The organism is Nocardia sp. NPDC055050 (genome assembly GCF_053608345.1).
On record NZ_JBSGVG010000008.1, the window covers coordinates 18,995 to 31,584 of the forward strand.

The window sequence follows — 12,590 nt, forward strand, 5'->3', positions numbered from 1 at the left end:
TCGTCCTCGATCATTCCGTCAGGCTATCGTGCGCAGCGCCGACGGAGTCACCCCCGCGGATGCCGTCGGTATGCCATTCACCGTCCGGGTAGGTGATGTAGAGCGGGCCCAGATTGCACGGGTTGAGGCAGCCGGTCGGCGTGATCAGGGCGCCGGGGTGGTCGCGGCGCAGAGTCCGGTGCAGCTCGCCCGCGCCGTACACGGTGCAGCGGGGGCCTCGGCAGACCAGGATGTGCGAGGTGTGGTCGGGGATTTCGGACCAGGCCGGGCTGCGGAAGGCCCGCGGGCTCGCCGTCACCGGTGCGCCGTCCTCGGACATCCTGGCACGCACCACATCGGCGAATCCGGCGGCGGTGTCGATGCCGTCGGTGATTCGCACGTCGAGTTCGCTCCCGCGCGTTTCCTTCCAGTTCGCCACCGCTCGCGCGATCCAGGTCTCGAGGTAGCGGTCACGTGGCACGGCGAGCGGGATCAATGTGACCGGCGATCGGTCGCGGGCGGCGGTATCCAGGGCGGTGTGGATGGTCGGCTCTTCCTGGTCGAGTAGCGCGTAACCGACCCCGCAGTCCTCGGCCAGAGCTCGGACGGACGGCAGGTCGACGCCCGACGGAGTCGGCCGGGCGATGAGGACATACCGGCGCGTCATGCGGTGCGCACCGTTCGCGGGGCCGGAATCACCAGCGGTGTGCCCGTCATCGGGTCCTCGATCACCGTGCAGTCGATGCCGAAGACTTCCGACACCAGCTCGGGGCGCACGACCTCGGCGGGTGAACCCTGAGCGACCACCCGGCCGTCCTGCACGGCGACGAGATGGTCGGCGTAGCGGGCGGCGAGGTTGAGGTCGTGCAGGACGACGATGATCGTGCGCGGCAACAGATTTCGCAGGACGTCGAGCACGTCGAGTTGGTGCGCCAGGTCGAGAAAGGTCGTCGGTTCGTCGAGCAGCATGACCTCGGGTTCCTGCGCCAGCGCGAGCGCGATCCACACCCGTTGCTTCTGACCGCCCGAGAGTTGATCCACCGATCGGTCGATCAACGCGAGAGTGTCGGTGGCCACCAGCGCTTTGCGCACGGCCTCGTCGTCCTGCGCCGACCACTGACGAAACCAGCGTTGGTGCGGATGACGGCCACGGCCGACGAGTTCGCCCACGGTGATGCTGTCGGGGGCAACGGGCTGTTGCGGCAACATGCCGAGCCGACGGGCGACGGTGCGCGCGGGCTGCGGTGCGATATCGGCGCCGTCGAGCAGAACCGCGCCCGCCGTGGGCGCGATCAGCCGGGCCAGTCCCCGCAGCAGGGTCGATTTTCCGCAGCCGTTGCGGCCGACGATGACAGTGATCGCACCGGTCGGGAAGTCGATGGTGGCGTCGGTGACGATCGCGGTGTCGCCGTAGCCGAGGGTGAGTCTCTCGGTGGTCAGGTGTGCGGTCATCCAGCATGTCCGATCCGGGTTGCACGGGCGAGGAGGTAGACGAGAACGGGAGCGCCGAGGATGGCGGTCACCACCCCGACAGGCAGTTCCGCCGGGAACAGCCGCCGGGCGGCCAGGTCGGCGGCGACCACCAGCAATGCCCCGGTGGCAGCCGCGGGCGCCAGGCCCGCACCGCGTTCGGCCAGCAGCCGTCGCGCGATCTGCGGCGCCACCAGGGCGACAAAACTGATCGGCCCGGCCGCGGCCGTCGCCAGGGTCGCGGCGGCGGCTGCGACGACGATGAGCGTGATGCGGTGTGGGCCGCGCCGCCCGGCCAGCGAATTCGCCAGTTCGTCGCCCATTTCCAGCAGCGGCAACGAGCGAGCGAGAACGATCAGCGGCGGCACGACCACCACCAGCGCCGCCGCGGCGAACCCGACGTGGGTCCACTCGCGGTTGGCCAAGCTGCCGGTGAGCCACATGGCGGCCGTGTGCGCCTGGTAGTTGTCGGCGATGGTCAAGATGAACGCGATAGCCGAGGACAGCATCGCTGTGACGCCGATACCGACGAGCACGAGTCGATAGCCGTCGAGTCCGTCCTTGGTGGCCACGGCCACGATCAGCGCCATGGCCACCCCGGCACCGATCATCGCGCCGCCGACCAGCCCCAGCCCGGCGCCACCGAGCAACACACTCACCACCAGCGCGCCGAGCGAGGCGCCCGCGTTGATCCCGATGATCTCGGGACTCACCAGCGGGTTGGTCGCGATTCGTTGCAGGATCGCCCCCGAGATCGCGAAGGCCGCGCCGACACACAGCCCGGTGAGCACGCGCGGCAACCGATCGGTCACCACCACGTCGTACTCGATGAGCGTGCCACCGCCACCGAGGACCCGCACCACGTCAGCGACCGTGAGCGGGTAGTAGCCGATCGTGAGTGACCACGCCGCCACCGCCAGCGCGGCCACCGTCACCAGCACGGTGACGATCGTGGACCGTGTCCCGACGCGAAAGACGATGCGCCGGTCCGGTGTTCGCAGCAGCAGCGTCCCGCTGGGCAGTACGCCGCGCTCGGTGCCCGTCACAGTGTGGCCACCTTTCGATTGCGCACGAGATAGAGAAAGAACGGCGAGCCCGCGAAGGCGGTGATGATGCCGACCTGGATTTCCTGTGGCCGCGCCAGCATCCGTCCGAGGATGTCGGCCACCAACAGCAGCGTCGGGCCCAGCAGCGCGCACCACAGCAGGATCCACCGGTAGTCGTGTCCGGCGAAGAATCGGGCGATGTGCGGGATCACCAGACCGATGAAGGCGATCGGTCCGGCGATGGCCACCGCCGAGCCCGCGAGCAGCACCACGCTCAACGCGCCGGTCGCGCGCGTCGCGACCAGCCGCGTGCCGAGCGTGCGCGCCATGTCGTCACCGATGGCGACAGCGTTCAGCGGCCGGGCCACCACTACCGCCAGCAACAGCCCGACAGCGATGAACGGTGCTGTCTGCCACACGGATTCGATGTCGGCGCGAGCCAGCGAGCCGACCACCCAGAAACGGAAGTTGTCGAACAGAGTGCGGTCCAGCAGGGTGATCGCCGTGGTGATCGACCCACACAACGCGGTGCAAGCAGCGCCCGCGAGCGCCAGTTTCACCGGTGTCGCGCCACCGAACCCCAACGATCCCAGCGTGTAGACGAACGCCGCGGCGACCGCGGCACCGAGGAAGCCGAACCAGATGAATCCGCCCGTCGCCGTGAGGCCGAACGCACCCATCGCGATCACGATCGCCAGGGACGCACCGGCGTTGACGCCGAGCAGGCCGGGCCCGGCCAGCGGGTTGCGGGTGAGCCCCTGCATCACTGCGCCCGCCAGCGCCAACGCGACACCGGCGAGGAGTCCCGCGACAGTTCTGGGCAGCCTGATGTAGCGCACGACCCGGTCGGTGTCGGTCCCCTGGAAATCGGTGAACGCGACCACGGCCTGGTCGAGGGTGAGCGGGTGCGAGCCGATCAGGATGGACGCGACGCAGACAGCCACCAGCGCGGCGCCGGCCACGATCGGACCGGCGCCGCGAGCGGTGCGCGTCACCGCCGGAACAGCTCGGGATGGATCAGGGTGGCGACCAGTTCGGTCGAGTGCGCGATCCGCACCCCTGCCGCCCGGTCGGCGAACAGGAACGGGTGCACAGTCGCGTTCCGCACGGCCGCCAGATTCGCGAATGCCGGGTTTCCGACGATCTTGTCGACCTGGGGCTGACCGTCGGCGCGCGTGTAGGTCGCCTTGCAGCACAGGCTGGTCAGGATGATGTCGGGGTCACGGGCGATGAGCTCTTCCGCGCCGACTGGCACGTTGCGTTTCGCGGTGAGATCGGCGAAGGCATTCACGCCACCGGCGGCCTCGATGATCTGGGTGATGAAATCGATGCCGCCTGCCACGGTGTAGGAGCCGTCGTCTTTGGGGGTGACGACCGCGACCCGCGGCTTCCCGGCGTTACCGACCTTGGCGCGGACTGCGTCGATGCGTGAACTCAGCTGCGTGACAACTTCTTCGGCGCGCTCGGAGGTGCCCCACAGGGCACCGAGGTCGCGCAGGTCGGCGTACACATTGTCGAAGCGGACGGTATCGGGGTCGATCGCCTCATCGGCGAGCCCGTCGGCACTCGGGCACAGCGGACTCAGCACCCAGGTGCGCACACCCAACTCGTGCAGGCTCGCCCTGGTGCCGACGCTGTTCTGCGCCGAGGACGCGAACACCCCGTTGAAACCCGACATGACGAAGTCGGGTCGCTGGGCGAGCAGTTCGTCGCGATTGGGCAGCTTCTCGACGTATGGCGAGCGTGCCTGCGCGCCGACGTACTCCGGAAGCACGGCGGAGTCCAGGAATGCCGTCCCCACCAGCCGATCGGTGACACCGAGCGCGTGCGCGATCTCGATCGACGGCTGATACGCCGCGTAGATCCGCTGCGGTGGGCCGTCGACGGCGACGTCGATCCCACAGTTCACGCGGGTGACAGCAGCTGCGCCGTCCGCGTCGGAGAGGGGTTGCACACCACAGCCGGTGACAACGATCGTGCAGGCGAGCAACGCGCCGGAACGTAGGCGCGCGAAAACAGAGCGGGTCAAGAGACGGCCTTCCAGGTCCTCGTGGAATGGGGTACTGCGTAGCCGTGGCCGGTCTCCTGGCTGACGGGATAGTGCGCGGTGAATCCACCTTCCCAGGGCAGAGCCCCAGTGGCTCCGGATGACAGATGTCGTCCGGATCGATTCACAACTCCCGATCACAGTGGCGAGGGCCGCACCGGTTCTACACCGGTTTCCCGAACACCACGGCTGGTGAACTGTAGCAACGTCGACTGCATCGAGGGGGCGGCGCCGCGGCGGGGTGCTCGCGCGCGGTCGCCGGATCCGATACACAGCCGACTCCCAGCCGGGTCCCACCGGGCTCGACGGTTGCGCCGCGAAGATTCAGCTATCGGCCGAGCACTTCGGCCGGCCGACGATCTCGGCGGTGAGATCGAAGATCAGGAGGAACGCTCATGAGAATGAAGTCGACAGTGGCCAAGACCGCGGTGGCGGGCACTCTCGCCCTCGGGGTGCTGGGTGCCACGGCGGGCGTGGCGAGCGCGGATCCGGGTGGGCACGACCAGCAGCGGCCCGGGCAGGGTCAGGAGCACCGGCCGCAGCAACAGCCGGAGCATCACAACGACGCGCCGCAGCACGGCTTCTGGTTCTTCGGCACCTGGGTTCCCCTGCCCTGAGCCTCACCGCGGACCCGGTGCTCCCCGGGTCCGCGGTGCTCGTCTGTGCGAGTTGCGCTGCAGGACTTCGCTGTCCAGCTCGCGAACCCCATCCGTGCCGACGCCGGTGACGAATGGACTGCAGGCGGGTCGGCACCGTATTTCCGGTACCATTCACTCCCCTGAAGCCGACCCGCCTGCTTGTCACCAGCGCCCATCCGGCTTTCGAGCCCTGGAAGAATCAGCCGTCGCGGTTCCGGTCGGCGCACCGATACTCTGGCAAGGGTGACCGACGGTGCGCCTGTGAAATCGTGTGGTCCGACCCGCTCACCGATGGCCTGGATCAGGCCGGGTTATGCCGGGTACATCGGACCCGAACTCGGTGTCGACCTACATTCCACCTCTGTCGCGGTGCTCAGCGTCGGGCTCGACGGGCCGTTCGCCCTCGAGACCGCCACCCACGGCGAAATACTCACTCGCAGCGCGTACAGCCCTGCCCGGGCGGTGCACCGGGTGAATACGCTCGGCAAATGGATCCTGCTCCTGTGGTCGCCCGCTTCGGCCATCGCAGGCCAGATGACGACCACCGAGGGGCCGTACGGATTCGCCCACCTGCGCGAGCGCGAACTGGTCGAACAATGCCGGCTACCTGATGCGGACCCCGGCCGAATCCTGGCGATCGCAGTCGGCGGTCCCCCGGCCGACATCGATCCGCGCATCGAACGCGTGGCGGCCGCGATCCGTCGGCATCCGGATCACGCGTTTCGGGCCGAACCGATCGCCGCGACCCTCGGTCTGTCGACATCGCACTTTCTCCGGTTGTTCGTCCAGCAGTACGGGACCACGTTCCGCCGCTATCAACAGTGGGCCCGCGTCATCCACGCGATGAGAGCTGTCGCCGCCGGCCACGACCTGACCCGATCCGCGACGGACGCGGGATTCGCCACACCCTCGCATTTCAGCGAGACCTTTCATCGCATGTTCGGGATGTCCGCCACGGCAGCCCTGCGCTCAGGGCTCCGATTCGACCTCGAAACCACGTCAGCACCTTGATGGTTACCCCGGTCAGCAATCCAGATCACCGCGATTAACCACGCTCAGGACCGGTCGGACAGGGCGGTGGCGGCTGGGTTGGTGGCATCGCGGATCACGCGCAAGCCGGTGATCAAGCCGTCGAGTTGAGTCGGGGTCAGCTGACCGGTGAGCCATTGCTCGAGGGCAGCGAGATAGTCCGGAAGGACCTCTTCGAGGCGGCGGATGCCCGCATCGGTCAAGGCCGCGTAGGCGCTGCGCCGATCAGCCGGGTCGAGTTGGCGTTCGACCAGACCCGCGGTGGCCAGCCGGTCGACCAGCCGGGTGACCCCACTGGTCGAGAGCTCGGTTTGCGTGGCCAGGTCCGACATCCGCAGGCGGCGGCCCGGGGAGCGACTCAGTCGCAGGAGGGCATTGAGGTCGAGACCCGACAGGCCGTGCGCTTTCCAGGTCGGCTCGAGTTTGGCGATGAGGCCGTTGTGCGCCTCGAAGAGCAGGCCGGAGATGGTGAAGCGGGGGTCGTCGAACAGCTCGCGCACGGACATAACGCCAGCATAGCTGATATTTGCCATGCGGATAGTTGACATGAGGAATACCTACGAGTAAAACTATGCGTAAGCATTATTCCGCACAGCAAATATCGGAGAGATCATGCAGAACAGCACGTGGGTAGCCGGTTTCCGGACCGGTGTCATCGACCCGAACGAGCAGATCAAGCTCGCCGAATCACGGGAGTTCAGCGACGAGACCGTGCGCCACGTCCTGCACATGGCAGGCGGCGGCGACGCGGTGCGCGTGCGGTTGACCAACCGCTACGGCGCCGCCCCGCTGCGGATCGGTGCCACCCGGCTCGCCCAGCGCAAGACCGGTTCGGCGATCGGCACGGATCGCGAGGTCACGTTCGGTGGCGCGGCGGACGTCACCATCGACGCGGGCGCCGACCTCGTGAGCGATCCGATCGATCTGGCGGTCGCCGCGGGCGAAGACCTGCTGCTCAGCCTGTACATCCCGGCGTCGACCGGCCTGGCCACCTTCTCCCACCAACCCGGTGAGATCGCCTACATCGTCACCGGCGACCACACTGCGGACGTGGAACTCACCGGTGCCCACGAGGTTCCGTTGCGCTTCTTCGTCACCGGGATCGACGTGCTCGTCACCGATCCGACGGCGGTCGCCGTCGCGTTCGGCGATTCCTGGTTCGAAGGCGTCGGCACCACGCTGAGCGCCAATCACCGCTCCGTCGACGTTCTCAACGCCCGCCTCACCACGGGATGGGTCGTCAACAACGGCATCGCGGGCAATCGTCTCACCGCCGAGGAGATCGGCGAATCCGGTGTACGCCGTTTCGACTCCGACGCGTTGCAGGTCCCCGGTGTCACCGACATCCTCATCAATTTCGGTATCAACGACCTCATCCTCGGCGCGATGGGCGGCCAGCCTTCCGCGACCACCGAGGAATTGATCGCCGGTTTCACCGACCTGGCCGCGCGCGCCCACGCCGCCGGACTGCGCATCCACGCCGCCACCATCGGCCCCTACGCAGGCTGCGTCTACCCCGGCATGCCGCTGCTGGAAACCCAGCCGACTCGCCACGCCGTCAACGAATGGCTGCGCACCACCGACGTTTTCGATTCGATCTTCGACGTCGATCGCGCCGTGGCCGACCCGCACCGTCGCGACTACATCCGCCCCGAGTTCGACAGCGGCGACGGCATGCACCTCAACGACGCGGGCGCTGCGGCAATGGCAGCCACCGTCGATCTCACCGCCCTCTTCCGCTGACATATCGATCGAGATCAGCACGCTCGCACCGTGTCCGCTTCGGTGCGAGCGTGCTGTTCGGCAAGAGCGCTCAGTGCTCGCGGTCGGTCAACCGCAGGGTCACCTCGATGGGTGGGACCCAGGGCTCGGGTAGTTCGTCCAGATCGGCCAGGGTGGTGTGCACGAAGGCCGCGATCCGATGGCGGGCCGCCGAACTCAGCCGTTCGACCCGGTCCGAGGTCAGCGGACTGTCCGCGAACTCGACCACGGGAACATCGCCGGCGTCCCCCGCGATCGTCTCCGACCTCTTCTCCGTGCGTCGCACCATCGCGTCCCCACCCTTCCGAACGGTCTCGGCGGTCGCTCGGGCACAAGCAACCAGCGCCGCCGACATTCATCAGCAAACATCTGGATTACAACATGACCAAGCGTCCACAACAAGCGTTCTTCTCGGCGAATGTTGCGTAGATCGTGACGCCGCACGCCGATCGACACCATGGTTTCAGCGCGTGTCACCAGCAAGCTATGTTCGGGCGAATCGGGCGTACCAAGCGAGCAGTGCGGGGTCGTCGACGGCGCTGGGATCCACGACGGTCGTGGGATCGGCGCCCTGGAGAAGCTTCTTGATGGGGACTTCCAGCTTCTTGCCGGTGCGGGTTCGGGGGATGCCGGGGGCGATGATGATGTCGTCCGGGACGTGGCGCGGGGAAGTCCGGGTGCGGATGATCGCGCGGATCCCGGCAGTCAGGTCGTCGGTCAGGGTGATGCCGTCGGCGAGCACGACGAACAGGGGCATCCAGTAGCCGCCGTCGGGTTGCTCCGCGCCGATGACCAGGGAGTCGGCGATTTCCGGGAGCTGTTCCACCGCTTGGTAGATGTCGGCGCTGCCCATGCGGATCCCGTGGCGGTTGAGAGTGGAGTCGGACCGGCCGTGCACGATCACGCTGCCGTGTTCGGTACGGGTGATCCAGTCGCCGTGGCGCCATACACCGGGAAAGGTGTCGAAATAGGCTGCGCGATACCGAGTTCCGTCCGGATCCTTCCAGAATCCGACGGGCATGGAGGGCATGGGCTCGGTGATGACGAGTTCGCCGACTTCGCCGTGCACCGGGTTGCCCTGTTCGTCCCAGGCTTCCAGGGCCACCCCCAGGTAGGGGGCGGACAGCTCTCCGGGCCGGACCGGGACGGTTCGCGCCCCGCCCGCGAAGGCCGAGACCACGTCGGTGCCGCCGCTGATCGACGCGACCGGAATGTGCGCACCGACGTTGTCGCACAACCAGATCGACGACGACGGAGGCAGCGCCGACCCGGTGACACCGATCAGGCGCAAGGCCGTCAGGTCGTGTTCACGCCGCGGCACCACACCTGCCTTCGCGCAGGTCAGCACATAGCCGGGACTGGTGCCGAGAACTGTCGCGCGTACTCGAGCGGCGATGTCCCACAGCGCATCCGGGGCCGGATAGCCAGGGCTACCCGCGTAGCAGACGATGGTCGCGCCGACCAGCAGGCCGGCGACCTGGAAGTTCCACATCATCCAGCTCGGGCTGGTGTACCAGAGAAAGGTGTCGTCGGCACCGATGTCCGACTGCAGCGCCATCGCTTTCAGGTGCTCGAGGAGCACCCCGCCGTGACCGTGGACGATGCCCTTGGGCAGACCTGTCGTGCCCGAGGAGTAGAGCACCCAGAGCGGATGGTCGAAACCCACCTCTGCCGTCGAGAGCGTGGATCGATCGCCACCGGCGGTGACATCCGCCCAGTTCAGCGTGCCGGACAGCCGCTCCTGCGACACCACGATCGTCGCCACCACCGTGGGCAGACCGGCGCGCAGTTCGGTGATCTCGTCGGATCGCCGGTGCTGCTTGCCTGCGTAGCGGTAACCCGTACACGTCACCAGCACCACCGGCTCGAGCTGCCCGAGCCGGTCCAGCGCCGCCTTCGCCGAGTAGTCCTGCCCGCACGCACTCCACACAGCGCCGATGCTCGCGGTCGCCAGGAAGGCGATCACCGCCTCGGGGATGTTGGGCAGGTACCCGGCGACCCGGTCCCCTGCCCGAACACCCAAGCCGCGCAGCGTCTGCGCGAACGCCGCCACCTGGTCGAGCAGATCGTCCCACGACAACTCGCTGACCGACCCGTCCTCCGCCACCGACACGATCGCGCGACGATCGGGGCGGGCCTGCCGGATCACCTGGTCGACATAGTTCAGCCGAACCTCGGGAAACCATCGCGCCCCTGGCATTTCCGAAGAGGCCAGCACCGGACCGGGGCGGTCGCCGAGTTCGAAGTAGTCCCATACCGAACCCCAGAATCCGTCCAGATCGTCGACCGACCACTGCCACAACGCGTGGTAGTCGGGCACCGCGACGGTGTGCCGCTCGGCCACGAACCGCGCGAAGTCGGTGATCCGAGCTCGGGCGATGTCGTTGTCGTCCGGCACCCACTGCGGTGCCGATGCCACTGCGGTCATCGGGCGCTCCACCCGCCGTCCATGACATAGGACGAGCCGGTGACCATGCCCGCGGTGTCGGAGGCGAGCCAACCGACCAGCGCCGCGACCTCGTGCGGCTCGATCAGCCGTTTGATCGCACTCTCGGTGAGCAGCACCTTCTCGAGCACCTCCTGCGCCGGGATCCCGTGCGCGGCGGCCTGCTCGGCGATCTGCTTGTCCACCAGCGGGGTTCGCACATATCCGGGGCTCACACAGTTGCTGGTGACCCCGTGCGGGCCGCCTTCGAGCGCGGTCACCTTCGACAGCCCTTCCAGTCCGTGTTTGGCCGTCACGTACGCGACCTTGAACTGGGAGGCGCGGATCCCGTGCACCGAGGAGATGTTCACGATCCGGCCGAAACCCCGTGCATACATGTGCGGGAGGGCAGCGCGGATGAGCAGGAACGGCGCTTCGACCATCAGGGTCTGCATGGCGCGGAACCGGTGGGGTGCGAAATCCTCGATGGGGCTCACGCTTTGCACGCCCGCGTTGTTGACGAGAATGTCGGTCTCGAGCCGCAATTCGGCCAGCGCCTCGACTCCGAGCAGATCGACGCTCCAAGCATGCCCGCCGATTTCGTGCGCCACCGCCTTCGCGGCGACTCCGTCGATGTCGGCGACGGTGACCTCGGCGCCGCGCGCGGCCAGCTCCCGCGCGCACGCGGCGCCGATACCGCTCGCCCCACCGGTGACCAGAGCTCTGCGTCCCATGAGATCGGTCATGCGGCAACACCTTTCGTGGCGGAGGCGTCGGCGAGGTCGACAGATTCGAGGTCGATGCCGCGGGTCTCCTTCGCGCACACCACCGCGATCACGGTGACCGCCGCCGCGAACGCCAGGTACCAGGCGATCGGGACCGACGAACCGAACTCGTCGAGCAGCTTGACCGCGATGATCGGCGCCAGCGAACCCGCCACGATCGAGGTGACCTGGTAGCCCAGCGACACACCGGAGTAGCGCATCCGGGTCGGGAACATCTCCGCCATGATCGCCGGCTGACCGGCGTACATGAATCCGTGGAACACCAGCCCGATGATGATGGCGGACAAGATGATCGCACTGTTGCCGCTGTCCATCATCGGGAAGGCGAAGAAGCCCCAGGTGGCCGCGGCGACCGCGCCGGCCAGGTAGACCGGGCGGCGCCCGACACGGTCACCGAGGCGACCAGCTACCGGAATCACCACCATGTGCACGGCGTGGGCGATGAGCAGCCACCACAGAATCGTCGTGGTGTCGGCGTGCACGTGAACCTTGAGATAGGTGATCGAGAACGTGACGACCAGGTAGTACATGATGTTCTCGCCGAAGCGCAGACCCATCGCGGTGAACACACCGCGCGGGTACTTGCGCAGCACCTCGAACGGGCTGAACGAGGCGGCCTTGGCCTGGTCCATCGACTGCTGCGCGGCCACGAAGATCGGGGCGTCGGTCACCTTGGTGCGCACGTAGTAGCCGACCAGCACGACCACCGCCGACAGCCAGAACGCCACGCGCCAGCCCCAGCTCAAAAACGCCGCGTCCGACAGGGTCGAGGTCAGCACCAGCAGCACGATCGTGGCGAGCAGATTGCCCGCGGGTACGCCGGCCTGCGGCCAGCTCGACCAGAAGCCGCGACTGCGACTCGGGCTGTGTTCGGCCACCAGCAGCACCGCGCCGCCCCATTCGCCGCCGATCGCGAAGCCCTGGACGAAGCGCAGGATCACCAACATCGCCGGTGCCCAATAGCCGATCTGGGCGAAGGTCGGCAGACAGCCCATCAGGAAGGTCGCCGCACCGACGAGCACCAAACTCACCTGCAACAACTGCTTGCGGCCGTATCGGTCACCGAAGTAGCCGAAGACGATGCCGCCGAGCGGGCGCGCCGCGAAACCGACGGCGTAGGTGATGAAGGCGGCCAGGATCGCGTCGAGGTCGCTGGTGTCCTTGGAGAAGAACACCTTGCTGAACACCAGGGTCGCGGCGGTGCCGTAGAGGAAGAATTCGTACCATTCGACGACGGTGCCCGCCATCGAGGCGGCCACGACCCGCCGCAGTCCGCTGGGGGCTTCATCCGGGTCGTCGCCGGTCGGTCGTATCGCGTTCCGCACGCTCATCGCACTACTCCTTCGATGTTCCAGGCCACATCACGCCGTCGATGTGATGTGGCCCACAAGCCGTGAGGAGAGTATTCGT

13 protein-coding genes and 1 riboswitch are annotated in these 12,590 nt (G+C 67.6%); of the genes, 3 read left to right on the forward strand and 10 right to left on the reverse strand.

Annotated features, from left to right (window positions below; all coding sequences use genetic code 11):
- Positions 1 to 10 precede the first annotated feature (10 nt).
- From ACWGCN_RS10405 to ACWGCN_RS10425, 5 genes are read right to left on the reverse strand one after another with little or no spacing between them, the layout of a single operon-like run.
- Complete coding sequence (locus ACWGCN_RS10405; protein WP_452459733.1) at positions 11 to 646, reverse strand: (2Fe-2S) ferredoxin domain-containing protein; 636 nt, start codon at positions 644 to 646, stop codon at positions 11 to 13.
- Complete coding sequence (locus ACWGCN_RS10410; RefSeq protein WP_452459732.1) at positions 643 to 1,431, reverse strand: ABC transporter ATP-binding protein; 789 nt, start codon at positions 1,429 to 1,431, stop codon at positions 643 to 645. Before ACWGCN_RS10410 ends, ACWGCN_RS10405 begins: the two co-directional genes overlap by 4 nt.
- Positions 1,428 to 2,495 (reverse strand): FecCD family ABC transporter permease, encoded by a 1,068-nt coding sequence (locus ACWGCN_RS10415; protein WP_452459731.1) that lies wholly within the window; start codon positions 2,493 to 2,495, stop codon positions 1,428 to 1,430. The genes ACWGCN_RS10410 and ACWGCN_RS10415 overlap by 4 nt, the downstream gene beginning before the upstream one ends.
- Positions 2,492 to 3,490 (reverse strand): FecCD family ABC transporter permease, encoded by a 999-nt coding sequence (locus ACWGCN_RS10420; RefSeq protein ID WP_378994952.1) that lies wholly within the window; start codon positions 3,488 to 3,490, stop codon positions 2,492 to 2,494. Before ACWGCN_RS10420 ends, ACWGCN_RS10415 begins: the two co-directional genes overlap by 4 nt.
- Positions 3,487 to 4,524 carry an ABC transporter substrate-binding protein gene (locus ACWGCN_RS10425; RefSeq protein WP_452459730.1) on the reverse strand — a complete coding sequence of 346 codons (1,038 nt, stop codon included), beginning with the start codon at positions 4,522 to 4,524 and terminating at the stop codon, positions 3,487 to 3,489. The genes ACWGCN_RS10420 and ACWGCN_RS10425 overlap by 4 nt, the downstream gene beginning before the upstream one ends.
- Positions 4,525 to 4,553: 29 nt before the next feature.
- Positions 4,554 to 4,759: riboswitch (cobalamin riboswitch) on the reverse strand.
- 184 nt (positions 4,760 to 4,943) lie between these two features.
- Here ACWGCN_RS10425 and ACWGCN_RS10430 point away from each other — a divergent pair.
- Positions 4,944 to 5,159, forward strand: a complete 216-nt coding sequence (locus ACWGCN_RS10430; RefSeq protein WP_379317884.1) for a hypothetical protein — start codon at positions 4,944 to 4,946, stop codon at positions 5,157 to 5,159.
- A 264-nt stretch (positions 5,160 to 5,423) separates the two neighbouring features.
- On the forward strand, positions 5,424 to 6,191 hold the full coding sequence (locus ACWGCN_RS10435) for a helix-turn-helix domain-containing protein (protein WP_452460423.1): 768 nt from the start codon (positions 5,424 to 5,426) through the stop codon (positions 6,189 to 6,191).
- A 44-nt stretch (positions 6,192 to 6,235) separates the two neighbouring features.
- On the opposite strand, the gene ACWGCN_RS10440 is transcribed toward ACWGCN_RS10435, so the two are convergent.
- Positions 6,236 to 6,715, reverse strand: a complete 480-nt coding sequence (locus tag ACWGCN_RS10440) for a MarR family winged helix-turn-helix transcriptional regulator (protein ID WP_378994944.1) — start codon at positions 6,713 to 6,715, stop codon at positions 6,236 to 6,238.
- Positions 6,716 to 6,821: 106 nt separating this feature from the next.
- Between ACWGCN_RS10440 and ACWGCN_RS10445 the strand changes: the two genes are divergently transcribed.
- Positions 6,822 to 7,952 (forward strand): GDSL-type esterase/lipase family protein, encoded by a 1,131-nt coding sequence (locus ACWGCN_RS10445; protein WP_452460424.1) that lies wholly within the window; start codon positions 6,822 to 6,824, stop codon positions 7,950 to 7,952.
- Between the two features lie 70 nt (positions 7,953 to 8,022).
- Here the strand turns inward: ACWGCN_RS10445 and ACWGCN_RS10450 are convergent, their stop codons facing one another.
- From ACWGCN_RS10450 to ACWGCN_RS10465, 4 genes are all read right to left on the reverse strand, one after another.
- On the reverse strand, positions 8,023 to 8,259 hold the full coding sequence (locus ACWGCN_RS10450) for a hypothetical protein (protein WP_452460425.1): 237 nt from the start codon (positions 8,257 to 8,259) through the stop codon (positions 8,023 to 8,025).
- Between the two features lie 195 nt (positions 8,260 to 8,454).
- The gene (locus ACWGCN_RS10455) at positions 8,455 to 10,398 is read right to left on the reverse strand and encodes an acetoacetate--CoA ligase (protein ID WP_452460426.1); all 1,944 of its coding nucleotides are present in this window, start codon (positions 10,396 to 10,398) and stop codon (positions 8,455 to 8,457) included.
- Positions 10,395 to 11,141 carry a 3-hydroxybutyrate dehydrogenase gene (locus ACWGCN_RS10460; RefSeq protein ID WP_452460427.1) on the reverse strand — a complete coding sequence of 249 codons (747 nt, stop codon included), beginning with the start codon at positions 11,139 to 11,141 and terminating at the stop codon, positions 10,395 to 10,397. The genes ACWGCN_RS10455 and ACWGCN_RS10460 overlap by 4 nt, the downstream gene beginning before the upstream one ends.
- Positions 11,138 to 12,511 (reverse strand): MFS transporter, encoded by a 1,374-nt coding sequence (locus ACWGCN_RS10465; RefSeq protein ID WP_452529005.1) that lies wholly within the window; start codon positions 12,509 to 12,511, stop codon positions 11,138 to 11,140. Before ACWGCN_RS10465 ends, ACWGCN_RS10460 begins: the two co-directional genes overlap by 4 nt.
- Positions 12,512 to 12,590: the final 79 nt, after the last annotated feature.

Excerpts from the sequence above, each read along its gene's own strand:
- ACWGCN_RS10405 (WP_452459733.1), bottom strand. The coding sequence starts at position 646 with ATGACGCGCCGGTATGTCCTCATCGCCCGGCCGACTCCGTCGGGCGTC.
- ACWGCN_RS10410 (WP_452459732.1), bottom strand. The coding sequence starts at position 1,431 with ATGACCGCACACCTGACCACCGAGAGACTCACCCTCGGCTACGGCGAC.
- ACWGCN_RS10430 (WP_379317884.1), top strand. The coding sequence starts at position 4,944 with ATGAAGTCGACAGTGGCCAAGACCGCGGTGGCGGGCACTCTCGCCCTC.
- ACWGCN_RS10440 (WP_378994944.1), bottom strand. The coding sequence starts at position 6,715 with ATGTCCGTGCGCGAGCTGTTCGACGACCCCCGCTTCACCATCTCCGGC.
- ACWGCN_RS10445 (WP_452460424.1), top strand. The coding sequence starts at position 6,822 with ATGCAGAACAGCACGTGGGTAGCCGGTTTCCGGACCGGTGTCATCGAC.
- ACWGCN_RS10450 (WP_452460425.1), bottom strand. The coding sequence starts at position 8,259 with ATGGTGCGACGCACGGAGAAGAGGTCGGAGACGATCGCGGGGGACGCC.
- ACWGCN_RS10455 (WP_452460426.1), bottom strand. The coding sequence starts at position 10,398 with ATGACCGCAGTGGCATCGGCACCGCAGTGGGTGCCGGACGACAACGAC.
- ACWGCN_RS10460 (WP_452460427.1), bottom strand. The coding sequence starts at position 11,141 with ATGACCGATCTCATGGGACGCAGAGCTCTGGTCACCGGTGGGGCGAGC.
- ACWGCN_RS10465 (WP_452529005.1), bottom strand. The coding sequence starts at position 12,511 with ATGAGCGTGCGGAACGCGATACGACCGACCGGCGACGACCCGGATGAA.